This window comes from Ruminococcus sp. RTP21484sp1_RTP21281st1_A8_RTP21281_210402 (genome assembly GCF_040914025.1).
GTDB classification, from domain to species: domain Bacteria; phylum Bacillota; class Clostridia; order Lachnospirales; family Lachnospiraceae; genus Blautia_A; species Blautia_A faecis.
Map to the genome: position 1 here is coordinate 19,640 of NZ_JBCPGE010000018.1, position 22,460 is coordinate 42,099.

General features: G+C 38.1%; 26 protein-coding genes. 13 read left to right on the forward strand and 13 right to left on the reverse strand.

The genetic code is table 11. The features are described 5' to 3' along the window. Positions 1 to 270 precede the first annotated feature (270 nt). The 12 genes from AB5170_RS10305 (at position 271) to AB5170_RS10360 (ending at position 9,500) form a co-directional block, all read left to right on the forward strand. On the forward strand, positions 271 to 606 hold the full coding sequence (locus tag AB5170_RS10305; protein ID WP_025579080.1) for a helix-turn-helix domain-containing protein: 336 nt from the start codon (positions 271 to 273) through the stop codon (positions 604 to 606). A gap of 160 nt (positions 607 to 766) precedes the next feature. Continuing rightward, positions 767 to 1,540 carry a response regulator gene (locus AB5170_RS10310; protein WP_368286788.1) on the forward strand — a complete coding sequence of 258 codons (774 nt, stop codon included), beginning with the start codon at positions 767 to 769 and terminating at the stop codon, positions 1,538 to 1,540. A 133-nt stretch (positions 1,541 to 1,673) separates the two neighbouring features. Further along, positions 1,674 to 2,864, forward strand: coding sequence for a methionine adenosyltransferase (gene metK / locus AB5170_RS10315; protein ID WP_368286789.1), 1,191 nt, complete (start codon positions 1,674 to 1,676; stop codon positions 2,862 to 2,864). 18 nt (positions 2,865 to 2,882) lie between these two features. Next, positions 2,883 to 3,902 (forward strand): alpha/beta fold hydrolase, encoded by a 1,020-nt coding sequence (locus tag AB5170_RS10320; RefSeq protein WP_368361701.1) that lies wholly within the window; start codon positions 2,883 to 2,885, stop codon positions 3,900 to 3,902. Between the two features lie 55 nt (positions 3,903 to 3,957). Continuing rightward, entirely contained in the window at positions 3,958 to 4,359 is a 402-nt protein-coding gene (locus AB5170_RS10325; RefSeq protein WP_055152580.1) for a winged helix-turn-helix domain-containing protein, read from the forward strand. A 222-nt stretch (positions 4,360 to 4,581) separates the two neighbouring features. Continuing rightward, on the forward strand, positions 4,582 to 5,238 hold the full coding sequence (locus AB5170_RS10330; protein WP_005340281.1) for a recombinase family protein: 657 nt from the start codon (positions 4,582 to 4,584) through the stop codon (positions 5,236 to 5,238). 48 nt (positions 5,239 to 5,286) lie between these two features. Further along, entirely contained in the window at positions 5,287 to 5,508 is a 222-nt protein-coding gene (locus tag AB5170_RS10335; RefSeq protein WP_025579070.1) for a DUF5348 domain-containing protein, read from the forward strand. Positions 5,509 to 5,525: 17 nt separating this feature from the next. Continuing rightward, the gene (locus tag AB5170_RS10340) at positions 5,526 to 5,819 is read left to right on the forward strand and encodes a hypothetical protein (protein ID WP_117942296.1); all 294 of its coding nucleotides are present in this window, start codon (positions 5,526 to 5,528) and stop codon (positions 5,817 to 5,819) included. Then, positions 5,809 to 6,504: a hypothetical protein gene (locus AB5170_RS10345; protein WP_025579067.1), complete on the forward strand. Its 696-nt coding sequence runs from the start codon at positions 5,809 to 5,811 to the stop codon at positions 6,502 to 6,504. Before AB5170_RS10340 ends, AB5170_RS10345 begins: the two co-directional genes overlap by 11 nt. 244 nt (positions 6,505 to 6,748) lie before the next feature. After that, complete coding sequence (locus AB5170_RS10350; protein WP_025579065.1) at positions 6,749 to 7,519, forward strand: DUF6577 family protein; 771 nt, start codon at positions 6,749 to 6,751, stop codon at positions 7,517 to 7,519. Between the two features lie 3 nt (positions 7,520 to 7,522). After that, positions 7,523 to 8,743: a nucleotidyl transferase AbiEii/AbiGii toxin family protein gene (locus AB5170_RS10355; protein WP_025579064.1), complete on the forward strand. Its 1,221-nt coding sequence runs from the start codon at positions 7,523 to 7,525 to the stop codon at positions 8,741 to 8,743. A gap of 1 nt (position 8,744) precedes the next feature. Then, positions 8,745 to 9,500: a metallophosphoesterase gene (locus tag AB5170_RS10360; RefSeq protein WP_117942297.1), complete on the forward strand. Its 756-nt coding sequence runs from the start codon at positions 8,745 to 8,747 to the stop codon at positions 9,498 to 9,500. Here AB5170_RS10360 and AB5170_RS10365 read toward each other — a convergent pair. The 7 genes from AB5170_RS10365 to ligA all read right to left on the reverse strand — a co-directional run bounded on the left by AB5170_RS10365 (position 9,428) and on the right by ligA (position 16,009). Further along, positions 9,428 to 10,153: a YkgJ family cysteine cluster protein gene (locus AB5170_RS10365; RefSeq protein ID WP_117942298.1), complete on the reverse strand. Its 726-nt coding sequence runs from the start codon at positions 10,151 to 10,153 to the stop codon at positions 9,428 to 9,430. The genes AB5170_RS10360 and AB5170_RS10365 overlap by 73 nt on opposite strands. Before the next feature lie 40 nt (positions 10,154 to 10,193). Further along, the gene (locus AB5170_RS10370; RefSeq protein WP_278632576.1) at positions 10,194 to 10,940 is read right to left on the reverse strand and encodes an LPD11 domain-containing protein; all 747 of its coding nucleotides are present in this window, start codon (positions 10,938 to 10,940) and stop codon (positions 10,194 to 10,196) included. Positions 10,941 to 11,136: 196 nt separating this feature from the next. Continuing rightward, positions 11,137 to 12,495, reverse strand: coding sequence for an ATP-binding protein (locus AB5170_RS10375; protein WP_368361702.1), 1,359 nt, complete (start codon positions 12,493 to 12,495; stop codon positions 11,137 to 11,139). 86 nt (positions 12,496 to 12,581) lie between these two features. After that, the gene (locus tag AB5170_RS10380; protein WP_055151575.1) at positions 12,582 to 13,043 is read right to left on the reverse strand and encodes an NADAR family protein; all 462 of its coding nucleotides are present in this window, start codon (positions 13,041 to 13,043) and stop codon (positions 12,582 to 12,584) included. Positions 13,044 to 13,118: 75 nt separating this feature from the next. After that, entirely contained in the window at positions 13,119 to 13,364 is a 246-nt protein-coding gene (locus tag AB5170_RS10385; RefSeq protein ID WP_054350800.1) for a hypothetical protein, read from the reverse strand. A gap of 202 nt (positions 13,365 to 13,566) precedes the next feature. Continuing rightward, entirely contained in the window at positions 13,567 to 13,983 is a 417-nt protein-coding gene (locus AB5170_RS10390) for a hypothetical protein (RefSeq protein ID WP_004223763.1), read from the reverse strand. Between the two features lie 10 nt (positions 13,984 to 13,993). Continuing rightward, positions 13,994 to 16,009 (reverse strand): NAD-dependent DNA ligase LigA, encoded by a 2,016-nt coding sequence (gene ligA, locus AB5170_RS10395; RefSeq protein WP_368361703.1) that lies wholly within the window; start codon positions 16,007 to 16,009, stop codon positions 13,994 to 13,996. Positions 16,010 to 16,517: 508 nt separating this feature from the next. Here ligA and AB5170_RS10400 point away from each other — a divergent pair. Further along, the gene (locus AB5170_RS10400) at positions 16,518 to 17,006 is read left to right on the forward strand and encodes an SOS response-associated peptidase (RefSeq protein ID WP_226840011.1); all 489 of its coding nucleotides are present in this window, start codon (positions 16,518 to 16,520) and stop codon (positions 17,004 to 17,006) included. 49 nt (positions 17,007 to 17,055) lie between these two features. Here AB5170_RS10400 and AB5170_RS10405 read toward each other — a convergent pair whose 3' ends face one another. From AB5170_RS10405 to AB5170_RS10430, 6 genes are all read right to left on the reverse strand, one after another. Continuing rightward, positions 17,056 to 17,616, reverse strand: a complete 561-nt coding sequence (locus AB5170_RS10405) for a hypothetical protein (protein WP_055151560.1) — start codon at positions 17,614 to 17,616, stop codon at positions 17,056 to 17,058. Next, positions 17,613 to 17,855 carry a hypothetical protein gene (locus AB5170_RS10410; protein WP_015526832.1) on the reverse strand — a complete coding sequence of 81 codons (243 nt, stop codon included), beginning with the start codon at positions 17,853 to 17,855 and terminating at the stop codon, positions 17,613 to 17,615. Before AB5170_RS10410 ends, AB5170_RS10405 begins: the two co-directional genes overlap by 4 nt. Positions 17,856 to 17,910: 55 nt before the next feature. Next, on the reverse strand, positions 17,911 to 18,966 hold the full coding sequence (locus AB5170_RS10415; RefSeq protein ID WP_139009985.1) for an SAM-dependent methyltransferase: 1,056 nt from the start codon (positions 18,964 to 18,966) through the stop codon (positions 17,911 to 17,913). 1 nt (position 18,967) lies between these two features. Beyond that, positions 18,968 to 19,516, reverse strand: coding sequence for an AbrB/MazE/SpoVT family DNA-binding domain-containing protein (locus tag AB5170_RS10420; RefSeq protein WP_004223741.1), 549 nt, complete (start codon positions 19,514 to 19,516; stop codon positions 18,968 to 18,970). Between the two features lie 62 nt (positions 19,517 to 19,578). Beyond that, positions 19,579 to 20,322 (reverse strand): hypothetical protein, encoded by a 744-nt coding sequence (locus AB5170_RS10425; protein ID WP_004223740.1) that lies wholly within the window; start codon positions 20,320 to 20,322, stop codon positions 19,579 to 19,581. Between the two features lie 17 nt (positions 20,323 to 20,339). Continuing rightward, the gene (locus AB5170_RS10430) at positions 20,340 to 22,460 is read right to left on the reverse strand and encodes a nitric oxide reductase activation protein NorD (protein ID WP_368361705.1); all 2,121 of its coding nucleotides are present in this window, start codon (positions 22,458 to 22,460) and stop codon (positions 20,340 to 20,342) included.

The window sequence follows — 22,460 nt, forward strand, 5'->3', positions numbered from 1 at the left end:
TCTCCGGTATTGGTTTATCCATAACTGCAATTTTTAAGGTTCGATTGAAATTTTCTTTTGACTCGGTTTTGATTGCTTACTTGACGTTACCTTTATTTTAAGTAAATATACTAGAAAATATAGATTTTTTGCTTAGAACGCCATAAATCTTGCTTAAATGGGAGTTAGTGGTTACAACTAAAATACAACGAATAGTAGTAAATATACCACTAATAAAAGTGAATACAAGGCGTGAAAGAGTGTAATATTGATGTATTGGAGGTGAGACAGGTGAATCGAATTGCGGAACTCAGAAAAAAGATAGGACTTAGCCAAAGTGCGCTTGGTGAGATACTTGGAGTAAGTCAACAAACAATTAGTAAATATGAAAAATCGGATTTGAATGTACCTGCCGATATATTGGCAAAAATGTCTAGGGTGTTTAAAGTATCTATTGAGTATATTTTAAGAAATGAATTAAATGAAAAGGAAGAAGATGTAAAATCTGAGATTATGAGGCTTTATAGAAGCTTGGATCGGTATAATAGGGAGACCTGGGTGATTCTAGGTAAGAGGCTTTTGGGCGGACAAATACAGGATTACACGGAAATTATAGAAAAGAGTTAATAGATGTAGAAAAAGAAGCATTGTGTTATGCTTCTTTTTTGCTTTATTGGTTATATTTTAGCAATAATTGCATGAGAAAATATAAATACAGAGAGCTATAATAATGAAACGCAAATATTGGGATATTTTGGAATAATAAAAATGAAGCAGGAGATTCAATATGAAAAAAATATTATTAGTTGATGATGATAGTAACTATATATGGTTATTAAAAAATTTTTTGCAGCGAAAAGGCTATGAAGTAATAACAGCGTGTTCTGTAGAAGATGCCTCACATATTATAGAAGAAAAGGAACTATTATATATAACCTCTGACTTAGATTTGCCGGATGGGGATGGTTTTAAATTATTGGAGATAATGCGTTTAAAAAAAATTCAAGTACCATTTCTTTTTTTGTCATGTCATGAAAAGGAAGAATATGAAACAAGGGCATTAGAGAAAGGTGCAAATTTGTGCATGAATAAGCTTAGCTCAGAGTTAGTTAAGGAAACTCTTTTAGAGTATGCATATAAGGAATCATGTGGGGAAGGTGCAGCCTTTCATAAAATACTTCTTGTAAAGAAAAATTCAGAAACATCTAGCGTGATGCAGACAGAGCTACTAAAAAAAGGTGTATATACTATTACAGCGGAAAGCATAGGAGAGGCAAAAAATAAATTATTAGAACATCGGGATATTGAATTGATTCTGTGTGATTTGTTTATGGAGGATGGAATTGCTATGGATTTTCTTCATTCTATGCGAAAAGTAGCAGGGATTTTTAAGGACATGAAGAATCCAAGATTCAGAGAGTTGCCGTTTTTTATATTCACTGATAATAAAGATTTATCTTTAGAATATCAATATCGCCATGAAGGTGTAAGCGATTATATAACCAGTCCTGTTAATATTCCAGAATTAATCAGACGGATATGTTATTTCGTAGAAGAATAGAAAAGTTATTTGGTTTAAAGATAAAACCAACCGGACAGAAAAAAGTACAATGTAGACAAAAAATATAGTAATCATAGTAAAGATATTTTATGTTATTGACAAATATGAAATATTGATACTAGGAGAATTTACTATGGAGAAAAGATTATTTACCTCAGAATCAGTAACAGAAGGGCATCCGGACAAAATTTGTGATGCCATATCAGACGCCATATTGGATGCTCTTATGGAGAAGGATCCGATGAGCAGAGTGGCCTGTGAGACTGCAATTACAACGGGTATGGTATTAGTGATGGGAGAAATCACGACCAATGCGTATATAGATATGCAGCAGGTGGTCAGAGAAACGATCAAAGAAATTGGTTATAATAATGGTGACTATGGATTTGATGCACATACCTGTGCCGTCTTAACGGCAATTGATGAGCAGTCAGCAGATATTGCTTTGGGCGTGAATAAGGCATTGGAAGCAAAAGAACACAAAATGTCGGAAGAAGAGCTTGATGCAATTGGTGCTGGGGATCAGGGTATGATGTTTGGTTATGCATGTGACGAAACGAATGAATTTATGCCATATCCAATTTCCCTGGCACACAAATTGACTCGTCAGCTTACTCAGGTCCGTAAAGATGGTTTGTTGAATTATTTAAGACCGGACGGTAAGAGTCAGGTTACCGTAGAATATGATGAAGCAGGTATTCCGCACCGGCTGGATGCAGTGGTTCTGTCAACACAGCATGATCCAGATGTGACACAGGAGCAGATCCACGAAGATATAAAAAAATATGTATTGGAACCGATTATTCCAACAGAACTGGTAGATGAGAACACAAAATTTTTCATCAATCCAACAGGGCGTTTTGTCATAGGCGGTCCTCACGGCGATAGTGGTGTAACAGGACGCAAGATTATTGTAGATACCTATGGTGGTATGGCACGGCATGGCGGCGGAGCTTTTTCTGGAAAAGACTGCACGAAAGTAGATCGTTCTGCATCTTATGCTGCTCGTTATGTTGCGAAGAATATTGTGGCTGCAGGTCTGGCAAAAAAATGTGAAATTCAGTTGTCTTACGCAATTGGGGTGGCTCATCCGACCTCTATTATGGTAGACACCTTTGGAACTGGGAAAATTTCAGATGAGAGTCTGGTAGAGATGATAAGAAGAGAATTCGATCTGCGACCAGCAGGAATCATTCAGATGTTGGATCTCCGCCGTCCGATCTATAAACAGACGGCAGCCTATGGACATTTTGGAAGAAACGATCTCAACCTTCCATGGGAAAGATTAGATAAGGTAGAAGAACTGAAAAAATATTTGAAATAATTTATTAGGAGGAAATGTATGGGAAGATACAAAAAGCGAATCTCAAGAATTGCGACGATTGCGATGCTGTTTGCATTTCTGGTAGGAAATTCTAATATGGTATATGCTATGGGAGCAACACAAGTTGGATATGCGAGTAAATATATCACAGTGAAAGGGAATAATATGCATCTTGCTTTGTATGGAAAATTGGATGCAAGTGGAGAAACATTTGCAGATGAAGGAAAAACCACATTGGTGATGATGCCGGCACTGGGAGTTCCATCACCGCATATCTACTTCAAACCTCTGGCACAATCTTTAGATGAGAGTTTTAATATAGTGATTGTAGAGCCGTTTGGATATGGACTTAGTGATGGTGCATCGACTAACCGAACTGTAGATAATATCAATAGTGAATTGAATGCTGCACTGGACACTATGGGAATTAAGCAGTGTGTATTGCTGGTACATTCGATTTCTGGAGTATATGGACTCAACTTTGTACAGAATTATCCGGAAAAAGTAAAAGGTTTCATTGCTGTTGATAATACGGTATATGATGAAGAACTGGCAGAGGCTATGGAAATGGAAAAGAAATATATGCTGCAGGGAATTGATGAATTTCAGAAAATCAAGAATTCCTTTTCTTCTTTGGAAGAATTCCAGACGGCACTGAAAACAGATCCAGATAAATATGGGGCAGCATTACCACAGGTTTCCGGGTACACTTATACGGAGAGTGATGGGGAGGAATACATTCAGGCATATTCTTTAAGCAGCAACGATACGATTAGAAATGAAGTGAACGGGATGGATCAGTCATTACTCTCTATAAAAAATAAAAAATTCCCATCGGCACTTCCTGTATTAACTATGATTTCTTCAGAGAATGTACAAAATGTTCCGGCATGGGAGACTGCTCATAGAAATCAATTGGATTTAGAATCTGGTAATCACCAGTTATATATTGTAAATGGAGGACATTATATCTGGTATACCAATTTGACCCAGGTTGTGCAGCTTATTAATGAATGGAGAATGGAGAATCATTTTTAAAAGGAATTTGTGTGATGAGATTTCCAAATAAGAAAAAACAGAAGGGAAGTGTAGCTTGGGGAAAGTAACTATTTCAACTGTATTGGGATACAAAGAATATGTGGCGGAAAATATAAAAAGCATTCTGGGAGAGGATGAAGAAAATTCCGATTTTAGGATTTATCCGGATTATCATAAGATTTATAGAGGACAGACGGAGATCGTCTTAACGAAAGCAGAGTATGAATTGTTTATGCTTTTGTCAGGGAGACCAGGTGTGATATTTACTAAAGAAAAAATTTTTGAGATTCTTTATAACGAGGAATTGCCGGAAAGCATTGATAATATTGTGTACTGTCTGGTATCCAGTATGAGAAAGAAAATTGAACCGGAGCTAAAGCAGTGCCGCTATATTAAAACAGTGAGAGGTGTAGGATATAAGTTTGAAGGAAAAAAGATGGACATCTTTCCAGAATAGTTGATCTGAAGACAGAGGAAATTTTTTAAAACCTCTGTCTTTTTTTGTTGCTTTTTTATGCCATCTTGCGTACAGAAGTAGTGAAAGTCACCTCCCAAAAAGTATGCTTTTTGATGGGAGATGTAATAGGCTATTTTTTTATTTCCAAAAAGTATATAAGAAGGTTTTGAGATATGCCAAAATATTTTAAGACTTTTTGGGAATGTATAAAGGGGGATACGTATGGCATATTATGGGTATCACAGAATCAGTACTAAGGAACAACACTTGGACCGAGGTATTATAGAAATAAAGAGGTTCTGTGAAAATCAGAAAATTAAACTGGAAAGTATTTTTACAGATAAGATAACCGGTAAAAATTTTGACAGACCACGTTATACCGTTCTTGTGGAAGATGTTTTACGGGTAGGGGATACCCTGATTATTACAGAGCTGGACAGACTTGGCAGGAACAAGCAGGAGATTTTAAAGCAGCTACGTTTTTTAGAAGAAAAAGGGGTTCGGGTAATGGTATTGGAACTTCCTACCACGTTGTTTGACCTGTCTCAGATGGAAAATAATCTGGCAAAGATGATGATAGAAACAATCAATAATATGATGATTGAACTCTATGCATCCATGGCACAGGCAGAGATGGAGAAAAAGGAGAAGCGACAAAAGGAAGGTATGGAGGCAAAAAGGCTTCGGGGTGAATGGGATGAAGTAGGAAGACCACGGGCTATAGAACAGGAAAAGTTTAACCAGGAATTTATGAGGGTGGTACAAAAGAAGGTAACACCGACACAACTGCAGCGGGAGTTGGGGTTAACTTCTTCTACCTATTATCGGTATCGGAAAAACTTTTATGAAATTTTTCCGGAATTTCTTCAATCTGTATAGGGATGAGGTAATTACTAAGTAAAAGAAAAATTTAAGGAGGCAGATGTTATGAGTGAACACAGAGAAGGAACATTGTTTTATGATACTGAAACAGGGAGGTATGATATACGTTTTGATTTGGAATCTTTTTATGGAGGACTACATTGCGGGGAATGTTTCGATGTAAAGGTGAAAGATATTTGGATTCCGGTCCGAATTGAAATGGGAGATGACTGGTATCTGGTTGGACTGAACGTGTCGAGATTAGATGGACTGAGAGTACGTATGTAAATAGGAGGATAAGCCTGATGAGGGGAAGCACAATGAGAGAAAGTGTTACGGATGTTCGCATTATACTGGAATGCTTACAGGAAGCATATCAAATGGAAGGAGATATGGTACGGTCCGGGAAAAATATTCATGCGACTATGATATATCCATTTGTCCGTATGCTGCAGGAAAAGTGTAGGGATTTAACAGAGGAACAGATACATAAGACACTTTGGAAAGAATATGAGATTTCAGGGGCAGACAGGATGTTTGTGGAGAGGGCTTCAAAGATTTTAGAGCAATACGAAGGAGAATCTGAAGATGAGAAATAGTACAATGGAATATAAAGTAAATCAAGCCTATGAAGAACTAAAGCGTTTAATACAGTGGCATCCAGATAGCGAAGGAAAGTTTTTACAGAAAATGGTATGCTTCTTGTTACCTGAACAAAGAAAATATTGGACAGAGGCTATCCGTGATTTGAGGCAATCTTTAGAAACTGAACATGGAATGATATTTATTGAAAAATACAGAGAAAAATTGGAATGGTTGGATGATGTTTCGCTGTTGGAACTGGAAAGAAAGATAGGAGCAATTTATTTTGTTGATCATTATAAAATGATAGCAGACGAATTTCTATATAAAAAGGATTTTGAAACTGCCTTATTTTTGCGAATTGCAATGGAAACAGGGATAAGAAGTATAGACATTCCGTATATAGAATGGTCCTGCATATATGGAAAGGCTATTTATTTAGAAGAAAGTAAAGGCGGAGATTTGTATAAAAGAGTTAATGGAACGTTTCCTAAGATTTCAACTCAGTCGTTACGGATTATAAAGTTATTGCACAGGAAGCAAGGGAAAATATTTACAAAATCAAACGAGTACTATGTTCGCAAAATTTCTTGTGCTTGGGGAATGCCTGGGTTTCGTATCCATAGTTTTCAGGATTATAGGAGAAAGATAGAAATGGGAATTACAGTAGGTGTACAAGTTCCAAGGATCATTCCATTATAAAGAATAGGATAGATTGGAAAACGTTATAGGATGCTATATGAGCTGCTGTTGCAGTTCTAGTGAGTTTCAATAAAAATACGCAAATATAGTATTTGCGTATTTTTTATTGAAATTACAAATATATTTGCAAATAGATTGAATTATGAATAAAAACAATAAAACAAACGCAAATATAAACTTTGCGTTTGTTTTATTGAATTTATAGGTGCTATGTGATATACTACGAAAAGAAAGTAGGTGTAGTATGAATAGCAAAACAGCATTAGAAAAAAAATACGAGATAATCAAACAAAATCTTGGGAATCAAACTACCTTTTATACAGATGAAGTAATTCCCCTTTTCCCGGAGTTAAAAAAGTCTACTTTATATTGGAATCTTTCTAAATTAGTAGAGGCGGGTTACATTAAGAGAGTGCGAAACGGTGTATTTTCCTTCAATGATTTGAAAGGCAGACAGGGAATTATTTTATGTGAAACAGCCCAAAAATTGAAAAATTACATGGATGAGCTGGGATTTTATTATTATATATCCGGTTTGGATATTTTGGCAAAATATATGTTACACATACCAGAACAATATCCTGTCATTGCATTTATTGAAAAAGCAGCAAAAGAGGAAATATATAACAATTTATTAGCAGAAGGATTTGAGGTGATAGAACCACAATACACGAAAAAAATGTATGAAGATGCTATGCTTTCAGGTAGCCATAATATGCAGGTGATTTTATACACAACGGAGGATTTTCAGTACAGTAGTGAAGGTCTGGCAAGTATAGAGAAGGCTTTTGTAGATCTTTATTTTGCAATAACGAGAAATGGATATCCACTATCATTGCAAGAATTGGTAAGAATTTATCAGAATCTCAGCAGATTGGGAAATATAGATAAAAAGAAGCTGATAACAGTAGCATCAAGAAGGAATATACAATATGATATTCGCTTTATCGTTGAAAATCGGTTTATTACAGATTCGGCAATAGAGTTTGGAAAAATACTTAGAAGGGAAGAATAAAATTTGGATTACAAAAAGTTATTTCATAAAGAGGAAGCATTTCAGAGAGAAACCTTTCAGAAGAGAATGGAAGAATTTGGGTTTAAAAATATGGCGAGAATGGAACTGTTTTTATGGGATCTTGAATTATTCTTGCATATTCAGAAAATACTAGGAGATAAAATAATATTGAAAGGTGGTGCAGCCACGCAGTTTTATCTGCCAAGGGATGCTCAAAGAACAAGTGTAGACATTGATATGTTATTTTTTGGAACAGAAGAGGAAATAAAGGAAACATTGAGGAAAATCGAAGAATATTTGGGGACAGAAGACGAATTGTTTTACTTTCATAAACATAGCCCTAAGAATCCGAAAACAAATCTTCCATTACATACATATTACATGAAAGTTCCTTCTGTACTATCCAATGCAGAACGTAATATGGATAGAGAGAGTATTCCCTATCAGGAATTAAAAATAGAATTTATTCTCCAGCCAGAAAAATGGGAATATGAAAGAAGAACGGGAGAAAACATATTTGCAGTAAACAGTTCATGGAACTATCAGATCCTTCCATTGAATTATTTATTTGCGGATAAGCTCACCACATTAGGTTGTAATACGATTGGCGTACAAAATGAAAGGCTGGATGAACAGGTGAAGCAGTTCTATGATATTATGATGTTGTCCAGAAACTGTATATCCGAGATGCAATGCTCTGTTGTGAAAGAAAAGTATTTAAAACGGGCAGAACAAGAATGGAATACAAGGAAGATTACACTGGGGAGCACGCTGGAGAGAAGAGATTATGAACCTAAATATATCGTAGAAGATGTTGAGAAACAGCTTTTGCGTTATCAACAAGCCGATAGCGGTGAAGATGCAGAATTGAAAAAGTTTATTAATGATTTTCATTCGTTATATTTAAACAGGAAAGTGCAGTATGATCCCAAAACGGTTGCCTGCGGAGCATCACTGGTTCGCTTGATGTATGAACTGATGATTTCAGGCATGGGTTGGGATAAAGTAAAACAGGCATTAGAGATTGAAAAAAAATTAGGTATGGAGCATTTATCGGGACCAGAAAAAGGACAAAAAATTCGTGAACTCAGAAATCAGTTTATTCAGGAATTTGGTAAAGATTCGGTAATCCCGGCATCAACTTTGAAAGGGAAAGATTTAAAAAGAGTGTTCTGGGCAATTGTAAATATTGATAATTTAAACAAGATTGAGGGAATGATATAAAATGAGATATTATATTGCAGATTTACATTTCTTTCATGAAAATTTGAATACAAAAATGGATAAACGTGGATTTGCAAATGTAAATGCAATGAATGATTATATGCTGAAACAGTGGAATAGTAAAGTGCGTAATAGGGATGAAGTTGTTATCTTAGGGGATTTATCATGGGGGAAATCTGAAGAAACAAACCAGTTGCTTCAGAAATTGAACGGACGTCTATATCTGATACAGGGAAACCATGACCACTATGTCAAGGATCCAAACTTCGACAGTTCACGCTTTGAGTGGATTAAAATGTATGAGGAACTTAGCGATAATAAGAGAAAAGTGATACTTTGTCATTATCCTATTATGTGTTATAACGGACAGTATAAATTGAATGCAGAAGGAAACCCAAAAACCTATATGTTGTATGGACATGTACACGATACGCAGGATCAGAGATTGCTGGAAAGATTTCAAGGAATCACATCTGAAACAACATTTCTGAATACACAGGGGGAAACACAGCATATTCCATGTAATATGATTAACTGTTTTTGTATGTATTCAAATTATCAGCCGCTTACTTTGGATGAATGGATTGCGTGTGATAAGAACAGGAAACAAAAGAGCTGCCAGAATGTAAAGCGATATGAAAAAGAGCCGTCCAAAACTGGTCGGCTCAAAGTATTTATAGTTGTTTATGATTTCTTAGGAATGTCAACAGTTCCTAGTGTTTCAATTAAGGATAGGATTGCATCTGAATTTTGCTGAAATTGCGTTTGAAAATCTTCTGTAATATCATAGTTCAGATACAGAGTTATCAAAGTAGCATTCCATATTGAAATCATGGTCTTTTCTGATATGTGTTCTTCCAGAAATTGTAGATGTTTGCAGAGTGTTGCCTGTGTTCTTGTCCATGTAAAGAAATAGTCATCTTTTAGTGGAATGTTAAAACTACGAAACCATTCTCGGACGGTATGTGTTTCGATTCCGTCTCCGCACTCAGGATTATTAAAGATATATCCAACAGACAGTTCTTCTGGATTTTTCGGAAAACTATCATCCGCAGAAAGGGTAAGATACCGACCAATCGGAAACATGGCACAGACAGTCGGTTTTACATCATGAACCAAACATTTCTGATCCTTTAATAAAGGGCAGCGTTTGACACTTCCTTGTGGTCTCAGGCGGACTATCGGGAAACGGGAGTTACATCCAATATAAGTTTCACAATATTGTTCCAAGGCTTCCGCTGGTGTAATTTGAAATTTTTTTGCTATGTTAAACAGATCTTTCGGGGATAAGAGAATATCCTCCCGGTGGATGCAGCACTTTCCGCATTGGGTACAGTGAAATGTAAATGTATCATCGAGACCGATTTCTTCATATCCTAATTGTTCTTTTAGTTCTTTTATTAAATTCATAATCATTCTCCTTAAAAAAAATATTTTTATGGCGGTTCTATTATTTTGTGTCTGAACACATTGCTTTTTCGTATTCTAGGATTTGTTTCCATGTCAACCATTCTGGTTTCCCATCATCCGGAAATTCATTCCAGAGTTTTTTCATGGCGGCAATTTGTTTGCTTTCATTGTGATAGTACAGATGTCCAGTACAACGGTTTCCGTAATTCAAGTAATACTCACAGTCGCTTTGTAAACGACTAAGCATCATGTACTGAAATTCATAAGGATTTTTCGGTTTATCTGTTAAAATTCTAAATGGTTTCCGGATAGGCATATCCGGTTCTCCATCAAATTCATTTCCGACTGCAGAGTGCAGATGAGGAATTTCAAAGTCACCAAGTTCTACATCTTTCCACAACTTCCCATATTGATCCTGGTATACCGGGCGAGCCCATTCGTCTGTACCAATATAATGAAGAAGACGAGAGGGTTCTTCTGGAATAGAAATCAGTTCATCCGGGGACATAATCACTTCATCCAAAGCAAGCTCATCCAGTTTTTTTGGCATATTGTAAAGAGAAGAAAAGCGTTCCTCTAGTTTCCGAATGTCTGCTTCAGACTCAGGAAAATCAAAGCAACAGTGAATATCAGGAGTCAGATTGTCGGTTTCTTTATCTTCGCCGGTATGAATTTCCAAAATAACACCTTCCAATCTTGCATAATCGCTGGCATCGGTTGTCCGCACACGTTGTCCGGGTTTGAAGATGACATCTCCCCATTGTAATTCAGTTGTTGTATTGTTCATGTAATTCTTCCTTTCTTGATGGGAATTGGCATTGACAAAAGAGGGAATAGAATAAATCCATACCCCTTGTCCGTAACATCACATCTATGCCAATTCTCATAAATTCATAAATTTTCACTAATTCAGTGCTGTGTTTTTCGTGATCCTTCTAAATAAAAAGAGACCACTCGCAAGTAGTCTCTTCGTAAACATAAATTTAATTAAACTTGTATTGTTCCAATAAATAAATAGGCAGTGTTTCTGTTTTTCCGTCTATCCCTCCTTTGGTTGCCCCTTTTAAATAAAGAAGCTTATCTGCTTTTCCCTGAGCCAGAGCTTTCTGGGCAGTGGAAGCAGTCCCTTTTCCGGCTTTTACTTCTATTAAATATCGGGTGGAAGAAGATAGGCTTTGTGCCACAAAATCAATTTCTCCGCCTCGGTAAGTAGCAAAAGCTGGGGTTTCAAAGGAAATTTCCGGTGGAAAATCCTGGCGTTTCTTCAGGTTGATATAGACATAATTTTCATTTAATGTGCCTGCAAGTACACGGGAATCGGTACCGGTACGTGTCAGATAATAATTTGCCAGCCCCATATCCATGAAGTAGCAGCGGCTTGCAGACTTAAAATCCAGAATGTCCATTTCTGTTATTTTTGCACAGAATCCAATGATTCCAGAAAAGTATAACCAGCTAATGGCACGGTTGCAGGTAGCCTTTGAAATATTACTGGAGTAGTCTTTGGTTACCAGCTTTTGCAATTCTTCGCTGATACTGTCTTCTGAAAATCCTTTCTTTTCACGGTTTAAAATACGGCAGATGGAAAAGAAAATATGAGTAAACACTTTGGTATCCAAAATATCTGTAAAATAGCGAATGGACTCATTGGTAAAGGTATCAATGATTTTTACGAGTTCGCCCTGTGCCTTTACGATATTCCGGTTCTCCAGATAGTTTTCTACCACTTTGGGATAGCCACCAATTTGACAGTACAGATCATAGGTTTCCTTTAAGCGATTATAGACTTCTGCTTCAGAGGAAACAAGAGATATTTTTTTGTAATCGTCATACAGATTCTGATCATAGGCCATCAAAAACTCTTCAAAAGAAAGCGTATAGATGGTGAGTTTGGTGACATCACCGCTGGAATAGCGAAACTCCGGATCATAAATTCTTCCAAGATAACTACCTGTAACGATAAAATGGGCTTTAAACTGTCGGGTGAACTCCCGGATGCGGTTATAAATTTCCGATGATTCCTGAATTTCATCAATAATGATGACGGTATCATCGGAATCAATAAAGTCCGGCTCATATAACTGGAAGGCATCGTGGAGAGGATGCTCCCGCCGTTTTGTTCCAGGTGTCCAGTCGGTTGCCTGTTTATAACATTCCATAAACTGTTTGCCGCTTAATTCAAACAGGTTAATATAAATTTTGTGTTTGTAGTTTTCGTCAGCGAATTTCTGTATCAGGTAGGTTTTTCCAACCTGACGAGCTCCACCGACTTCCAGGGTACTATGACCTCCTTCATTTTTCCAATCCAGAAGACGGTCATAGACAAAACGCTTCAGATACATAAGCACAAATCCTTTCTTTAAAATCTATCTTTCATTATAGCAAAATATTTGCAGTTCATACAGTGCAAAATTGGATAAATTATGTTTTAACATTCAAATTGAAGCTTTGCACGTATATCCATAAGAATTTTGCCCAGATGATTTTCGCCATGACCATTTACAGAACCCCAAAAGTAATCTCCCCAGTTGTTTCCTTCAACAAGGTGACAATTCCCAGTAGCAAGTAATGCTTTACATAGGGTAGGATTCTGCATGAATTTGCACATACAAATTTCATACATGTACATAAGCTTTACTCTTTCCCAGTCTGAACGGAGCTGCACTTCTCTTCCCAGTTTTTTTGCATCTTTTGGATTCCTTAATTTGGTAAATTGAAGCTGTTCTTTAGGGGAAAGTGTCTTTTGTGCCTGGAAAGCAGCCTCATTATTTGCATACCAGTAGCCCCGGTAATATATCCGGGAAGGATAGAAGTTACTAAGAAAAGCGTATGCTCCATGAAAGTGGTCAATTGTTTGCTGGTAATGATTCGAATAGGTATTAATAAACATGTAATCCCTTCTTTCTTATACAAAAAAGGAACCGCTTATGGCAAGCAGTTCCTTCTTAAACATATTTTTCGTTTGTTATTTGCTTATTTGTGCTTCTTCTTGTTCTTCGTAATAGCGGTCTGCAATATAGCCAGCAGATTCCGCCCAAAGAGTATTTTCTGTATTTTGCAGGGCCTTGTAAGTTTTTGAGTGATAAAATTTGCCCATGGCATCCGGAAAGGAAAGATGGCTCTTTTCCATAATAATATCGACAACATCCCGGATCTGAATATACAGATTCATTGAAATATCTTTCCCGTTAAAAAAATATTTACCTTCCATGTTTTACATATCCTTTCGAGATTCAAATACCAGATGTTCCAGTGCTTCAATTGATAGCATCTCTATATCTGATTGAATACTCATATACGTTATCCCTCCATTTGCTTTCATTATATCAAAAAAGAAGGTGCTTTCCAACGGTAAAATAATTATAAATGTAAAGTTGCAAAAGATGTTTGAAATGGGGCGTCACCCCATTTCACTATCCCCAGACTTCGCCCATGATTTCCACAAGAAAATCATCTAATGGAAAATCGGGAGGAAGTAATTCACCAAACGTTTCTTGAATTTCTTGGATAACTTCCGTATAAGAAGAATACGCCTGTGAAAATAAGTGGGAAGAATTTTTAAGTTCAATGATATAAAATTCTTCTCCTGGATTTAAGTCCAGTTCTTCCTGATCTTTGATCCTCCATACCGTCATAGACTCGGCAGTGCCATAACGACAGCCATCAAGTTTCTCACAAAGATATTCCTGAAAGGCTAAGAGTGATTCTGGATCAGAGAACTCTTTGTATAAATCAGGAAAAACTTCCTCTGTATATCGAAGGATAAGATTAGCAGCCTCTTCTGTAATAAGAAATCCATAGATATGAAAAACGGATGTAATGATACTCATAGATTTCTCCTTACGCAATCATCTCAAGAAACTCATCTTCAGACAATATTTTAATACCGAGAGCCTGAGCTTTTGTTAATTTACTTCCGGCTTTTTCCCCACAAATCAGATAATCTGTCTTTTTTGTGACAGAACTGCCGGCTTTTGCTCCAAGCTCAATGATCTTGGAGTTGATTTCATCCCTTGTAAAATGAGCAAGTTTTCCTGTTGCAACGATAGTACATCCTGTAAATACATTTTCTTTCATCATAGTGTTCATTTCCTTTCTTTCTTCAAATATAAGTTCTTTTTGGAGTTCGTGCCAGAGAATTAGATTGTTTTCATCAGAGAACCAGTCATGGATATTCTGATTCAGAGTATCACCAAAGTCATCTAACTGGGTGAAATCATAGTCACCAGAGGCAGCGTCAAAAAATTCCTGCAGACTGCCGTGGAATACTGTATCCAAAATCCTACTTTTGGTTCGTCCGACCATAGGAATATCCATGGAAACCAGGAATCGGACAAAGGTAGTATTCCGGCTGGAAGTAATGGAATTCCATAATCTTTCAAAGGATTTTTTACCGAAACCTTCCAACTGTAAGATTTCTTCCTGATGTTCATTTAGATGGTAAATATCCGGAAATGTCTGGAGATAACCCAAAGTCAGGAATTTTTCCAAGGTAGTTTCGGAGAGTCCCTCGATGTTCATTGCTTTTTTTCCAACGAAATGTGTAAAGCGTTTTCGGATCTGGCTATCACAGTTGGGATTGTCACAATGCACTGTTTCAATGAGACGCCCATCATTTCCTTTTCTTTGATAGATACGAGTCTGAGAACCACAGCATGGACATACTGGGGGAACTGCATCTACGTAATGACCACGTTCCAGATTTTCTTCAATATGAGGAATGATCATATTACGTTTCGATACAGAAATTCTACAACCTGGCACCAATTCTAATTCTTTGATAAAGGTCAGATTGTGCAGGGTTGCTCTGGAAACAAAGCATCCGTCAATTTCCACAGGGTCAAAAATTCCCACTGGTGCAATTTCTCCGAAACGGGTGGGTGTCCATTCTATATTGCGAAGAGTGGTTTCGTAAGTTTCATCTTCAAACTTAAAAGCCAGTCCATCTTTATAATGATGTCCGGTACGCCCGCATTTTTGGGAATAGTCCAGACTGTCGAAAATCATTACGATTCCGTCAATAGGCAGATGCTTTTTGCCTGCCAGATCAGTCAGTTTTTCAATATACTGGTTTACAAGTTCCGAGGTTAAAGGCTGGTTTGCAGCAATATAAGGACAAGGCTGAAAACCATAGTCAAGCAGGCTGGAAATTTTCATAGCTCTGCTGTCTGGAAAGAGAAATGGAGAGTCCAGACCTTCCAGAACATTAAAAGGCATAAAGTGCAGACAGCGCCCTGCACAATTTGCCGGATCAAGACTTCGCACAGAGCCAGAAGCCAGATTTCGCCCATTTTTGTAAGGTTCTCCTTTTCCATCTCGGAGGGTTTCTTTTAAACGCTCAAAGTCATTGGTTGGGATGAAGGATTCTCCAACAATCACCAGCCGGCCTTTATATGGAATTGAGAGAGGGACATCAACGTATGCAGGGATGTTATGGGTGATAAGTTCCCCAATTTCTCCGTCGCCACGCGTGGAAGCCTCTACAAGTGTTCCATTTTCGTAGACCAATTTAGTCGTTAATCCGTCCAACTTCAGCATAAACAGAACTGGCTGCTTACCGGCAAAACTTATCAAGTCCTGTACCTGCTTTGTCTTATCTAAAGAGAGCAAAGGGACCGGATGCTTTACTTTGGGAAGTTCACTGATGGGAGTATAGCCTACGGTTTGTGTCGGTGAATTGGATAAGACAAAGCCTGTCTGCTTTTCTAATTCCACTAATTCATCGAAGATTCGGTCATATTCCGCATCACTGATATTCGGACTGTTCTCATTATAATAAGCGTTACGCTGTAAATTCAGATAGTCCACCAGTTGTTTGATTTTTTCCACGTTTGATAATTCATTAGAGTGGTTCATTTTATTCTTGTCTCCTTTTCTATGGTATAGTTGTAATTCTTATTTGTTCCGGCTTTCATTCCTCCTTTCTTTGCGTTCAGGCATAAAAAAAGAGAATGACATGGATGTTCATTCTTTAATGCGTGCAGTTTCCTGCAAAATAAAAAAAGCCAGAAGTCCCTGCTGGTAGCGTGGTATACTTCTGACACTTTTACAAACCTAAACTGCGTGCGTATATCCTTTCCGGATGACACAAATAATAATTACATAGTAAGTGTAACACTATATATAGTATGTGTCAATATAAAAGCACTATATATTGTTTAATCTGAGAAGAAAATTACTATATATAGAGAAAGCATGGATATGGAAAATATTATCTCTTGATTTCAGAACGTATGTTCTATATAATGGGATATAAAGGAGGGGAACGTGAGTTTGGAAAAAGTGATTTTTCATATAGATGTAAATTCTGCCTTCTTGTCCTGGGAAGCGGTATATCGGCTGCATCATAGAGCATGGGCAGGACATCCATCCGTCTGAATCTGCAATTGTACTTACAAAGGAGTGTAGGGAAGTGGCTGCAAGGCAGATGCAGTGGGGATTTCCGAGGTTCCAGGGAAAGGGATTGCTTATCAATGCAAGGGTAGAGGCTATACTGGACAAGAAGACCTTTCGGGACAGTGTGCTGCATCGAAGATGTGTGATTCCTGCCCATCACTTTTACGAATGGTGTAAAAACAAAGAAAAATATACTTTTCAAAGTCCAAAGCAGGATGCCACATTATTTATGGCAGGGTGTTATCAAATCTATAATGGTCAAAATCGTTTTGTAATTCTGACTACGCAGGCAAATGCTTCCGTAGCACCAGTGCATGAACGGATGCCATTGCTTTTGGAACGACAAGAACTGGAAGATTGGATTATGGAGGATGCAGCGGTAGAATTTATTCTTGCTAAGAAGCCCATACTGTTGAATCGGACAGCAGAATATGAACAACTGAAATTATTTTCATAAGAAGGGAAACCCATAAAAGTTTCCCTTCTTGACATAAAAATTTTTGAATTTAGAATCCATTGTTTATTTGTTCTGTTGCTGCAGGCATAGGAGGACTAGATTTTACATAGATTAATAGTTTCCCATGCAGATCCAAATCCTGTTTACTCCATTGCCCATTCTCATAAACCTTTTGGGTAATTGTATTGTAGATAATTGGCGTATCCTCTATACGTTCCATATCAACTACAAGGCAATCCTGAAGGGCAATATATGGATATAGAGCATCCTCAATATATGTCCTTAATTTTAATGCCTGCCTGTGCAGTAGTTCCACATCATACAGTTTTGATAAGGTATAGCCCATTTCTTTGAGTATCCCGGATGTTGTAATGGTTTGTTGGATAACAGAAATCTGCTCTTCCAGAGACACATTTGGATTTATCATAAGCTTTGATAATGTAATTTCTTTTACAAAAGCTGTCGCTGTATCACCAATTTGCTTTTTTAGGGTTTCATAAGGAACCCGATACTGTGTCTGTAAAATTTCAAGTGGAACGTATTCCCGGTTTTTCTTTAAAGTTGAAAGCAATTCACAAAGCTTGCTTCCCAATTCATATATGTTATTCAAGCACACATCACTTCCGATACGGTCTCTGGTGTATGAACCAAATGGTAAATGGTATTTTCTGTTTCGAAAACGATACTGTCATTTGATACTTCCAAAATCGTTAGGATAGGAGATGTCAGAATAGAGAAACCATTGACCCCAGAAATAATAGCACGTTCCCCAACACGTAGCGGAGAATGAAACCATCCAGAGAGTGTTGTTATTTGTTTATCTTTCACATGGTGCTTTCGATTTGTCATAGTGTTCACACTCCTTTTGTATAGCCATAGAAAATCTGTTTTTCATGGCTCGTTTTTATGTAACAGGGTAACTCAAACGAAAATATCCTTTCGATACAGGGATATATTCATCTGGGTGTTCATATAAGGTGGCACGGATACGTTCCTGATAATGCGGATTCTTTTTCGCTTTTGGGTGTTCCTTTAATAAAGCGTACAGGTCTTTTAAAGCCACTCTTCCTCCAATACTCTCCATTGTCATCCGGATTAGATGATGCCAAGTCAGTGCAAGAATATCTGTATTTTGTACAGAAAACACACCTTCTTGCCGGATGCTGAAGGGGATAATGAAAGAATCCGTTTTTTTCAGTAACAGAGCATATTCTGTCACAATGGGAATGAAAGGCTTTTTGTACGTCCGATTGTCAGAAACACAATTAAACTGGCCCTTTACCAGAAAGGATTCAAAATCACCCATCCGCATTAAATCATGCTGCATACTATAGAACTTACCATGGAGCCGCATATCGCCTACCAGTATGGCAAGCCTGCCACCTTTCCGAAGTGCCAGGAAAAATTTCCGGATACAGTGATTTAGTTTTTCTAAAAAATCCGAATAGTTTTCACAGCGGGATAGGTCGTCCGGGTGAGGGTTTCCCCAGATATTTCCGGAATACTGGATCATATTATGGTAAGGTGGATGGAAAAAGATGAGATCAGCGGAATCCTCCACTTCATCTTTTAGGGCATTCCAGTTACCTTTTCCATAAGCAGGTGCCGGATTTAGATCATAGAGCAGGGAACGTACCTGATAACGGTCAGCCGCCGCCTTTGAAGTCCCAGAGCCACTCATAGGATCTAAGAGGGTAAAGGTGCTGGTATCTTTTCCGTAATATCGCTTATCGTCTAGGCAATAGCGTAGAAGTGCTGCAATCACTTCGGGAGAGCAGTTACCACGCCACTGGCTGTTACCGCCTTCGCCCCGTTCTGGGTATGCCATGAAAGAAGTCAGTTCCTTTCCCACACGTTTTCGCAATCCTTCCGTTCCAAGCATGTCAGCGACAGTACGCCATTGGGGACCAAATTCAGCTTCTAATAATTGTGCTGCCCGATGCAGCAGTAAGTCATTCATTTTATGTCACCTTCCTTTCATAATTTTGTTGGATGTAGCGGGAAATCGCCGCTGCAGTCATTTTGGCACAGCCTAAATCCATTTCGCTGAAAGGCTGTTGATTTTTTGCACATAGTAAAAGTCCCAGGGCTTCCCCCAATTCGTCTTTTTTAGAAATAGGGAAAAAGGCTGATATGGGATATTTTCCTGTCATAGTAGGGTATATGCGTTCCTTTTCAGAGAATAATTTCATCTTTCCCTGTTGCAGAAGCCTTTGAATACTTTCTGTTACAGGCATATTAAGTGCTGTATGATAATTCTTGGAAGCAATGATTTTGGAATGATTACATAACAGGATCCGGCAAGGGACATTACTATGTAAAATATCCAGGAAACTGTCTAACCGGATATCCATAGGGATATGGGAGTCGCATTTACGAAGACAGATGTTGCGTGTGTCAGCTTCCAGCATCAATACATCGCCTGTATGAAGCTGTAGGGCTTTTCTTACTTTGGCAGGAATAATGATCCGCCCTTGTTGGTCAATATTTAGTGTTGTAGCATAATCCATAGAGATCTCCTTTCCTTTATAAAAAGAAGCAGTCTTTTCGGCTGCTTCTTTGTTGAAATTCTTTAAGCGACATACATACCATTCAGATATTGCTCTTGTGGCTGTCCCTGCATATAGGAAGTCATTTCATCTGGCTGTGGCTGTATATTTTGTGCCATTCTTGCTTCCTGTTGCTTTTTAAGCTGTTGTTTGCCGTTTTGAATCAGGAAGGATGCAACATAGGCTTCCCAATTTACGATATAGGAATCAGCACGTTTTAACAGCATATAAAAATCCATATCTGTCAATTGGATAAAAGCACTTTTTTCAGAGATAAAACTTTGAGCCTGCATATAAGTGCCGCCGTTATGATTCTTTTTCTTGATACCTTTTCCGTTATTAATTTGAATTCTCCATGGGCTGGTCAGTATTTCCTGCTGGTTGTTATATACGTGACGGGAAATAAAAAACTGTTGTGCAGTAGAATAGCCATTGCCATCCGGCACACCAAATATTTTACTTTGTGACCATTCAAATTCAGGAAAGCCAGCGGTAACTCTGGACAGCAGAAATTGAATTTGTTCGGGTGCCAGATGAAAACGGGTGATAATATTTTTATCACCGGTACCACTAGAGTAATCCTGAATGGAGATTCCAATAAGGGAGTGAACTTTATGACCATTTTCTTCAAATTCTCCTTTTGCATGAAGCTGTGCATAGCTGTTATAACTTGTGTAGCGGAGGCGGTCATACAGTGCAATTAATTTTTTACTGGTCTGTACTTTGCATATCTGATCTGTAATTGAGTTTTGATAATTTTCACTCATGTATGTTTTCCTTCTTTCTATTTCAAATATTGTTTTACAAGCTGTGTCATATTTTTGGGTAAATCTTCTAATTTGGTAATATCTAAAAAACCATCCTGATAGATCCTGCGGATGTTTTCTTTGTCATCACCAATTGCTGCAGCAAAGATCACAATGCCACGTTTACGATATTCATTCTTGATACCACGAAGATCTGCTTCTGCTTCCGTACCACTGTACCCACAATCTGCGGGCTGTCCGTCAGAGATTATGATGAGGAGTTTTTGTGATTCCGGACGCTTTGCCAGGTGTTCCGCAACATAACGAAGTGCAGCTCCATCCCGGTTGCCATTACGGGCAGACATATCCATCAGCCGGTAACGGTCAGAGGCATCCAGAGAATCAAATTCAGCATAGGAATACAAAGCAACACCCTTGGAATCTGTAGAATGCCCATAAATGGTAATAGGAATTCCCAGGCTCGTACAGAAATCATACAGCACGATTGCAGTTTTCCGGGCATGGGTAATACGATCTCCCCAGCCCATAGAACCACTTTCATCAACCAAAAGTCCCACGGAAAGTTTTTGTTCTTCATCCGGTAGCCTGGTTCTGGTAAAGATACCGCCGTCCTTTCGGTGTAAAGCCCGCATATCCAGCCTTTTACCAAATAACAGGTTTTTTTGTTTCCCGCCTTCTGCCTCTTCTTTTAATAAAGGAAGAATGGAACTTTGCAGCCTTTTGGAGGTCCGCAAAAGAGGGGGAGCAACTGTTTGATAAGATTTGATAAAAAAGTCGGAAACGGGATTGATGCGGTGGATTGTTACATGGATGCCTGCATGGGCATTTCCGTAATGTATTTCATCCGCCGATTTTTGCAAGTCTTCTGTTAATTCCTGTTCATAATCATTTTGGGCTTTTTCCGTAGCAACATCATTTAGGATGCGTGCAAGATCATTCGCTGCATTTTCATAACCGGAACCGGCATACTGTGATGCGTATGTGATTCCTGGATTATTTCCATCTAATATTGCTGTAGTTTTAGCAAGCTCAATTCTGCCCCCTTCTTCCTGCAGTACTTTTTCTGCCTGGTTAATCGCATCTTGCCTGTAATTTGGATCAAGGCCAGATAAGTCACAGGTTATAGGAGTTTTCGATTTTTCTGTAGGACCTGGAATGTTTTTGGGGATTCCTCCGTTTTTACCAGTTGGAAGAGGAGATCCGCTACCTGATTCTTTCCGCAGCAGATCCTCCAGAGCATCGCCAACTTGGGTACTATCCTGCTTTTTTAAAGACTCTCTGGTTTGCTCTACTATAGGCTGAATATAGTTCCAGCAAAGTACTAAAAGATAGTTGGAAGCACGGAAGCGTTCTTTCCCCTGTGTGGCAATTAAGGCATCGTCAATATAATCCATGCAGTCTGAAAGGGTGTCTGTGTATTCTCCAGAATAATTCGTGCGGTTATTTATATTACCAGTCCTACAATAAGACAAAATTAAATTGCTCATAATGGAAAACGGCTGATAGCCACAGTCAATTTGTTCCTGTATAGAAGGAATCAATTCAGACATCCGCAGATTATTAATCTGTATTCCCTGCTTAAAAGTTCCGGGATATTCCTCACACATCCGGGCTTCAATGTAGATGTCCTCCAGTATATTATTAAACTGTGCAGCACAGCGGGATAGCGTCAGACACGTTGCGTTATCTTTTTCTTCCATGGCATCTAAGATGTCCTGCAGATTTGCCTTGTATCCAGAAGGCAGATTGTCTGGTGCTTCTGGATAGAAGGAACCATTTTCCATATTGGTCAGATAAAGCTGTAGTGATGCAAAATCAGAGTAACGCAGATGTCCGATTTCATGTCCAGTTAGACCAGTCAGGCTTTGTGACCGTAGAAATCGGGAAGGAAAGCTTTGAGTTATCGAGTTTGCGGCGTTACAATGAATTCTATAATTATCTGTATAAGCGATGTCTGCATTTTCAGAACTGTCCCATTCCATAAGCACCTGAAGTCCATAGCGAGAACGGCCAGTAGCCGCTTTCGCCAGAGATGTTTGGTATTTTTGGAAAGCCGATGAAAGAAAGAGTTCTTCATCAGTGATTTTTGACTCCGTATCCCGGATCATTCTTTTTAAAGCTTTTTGAGTGTTATTCAA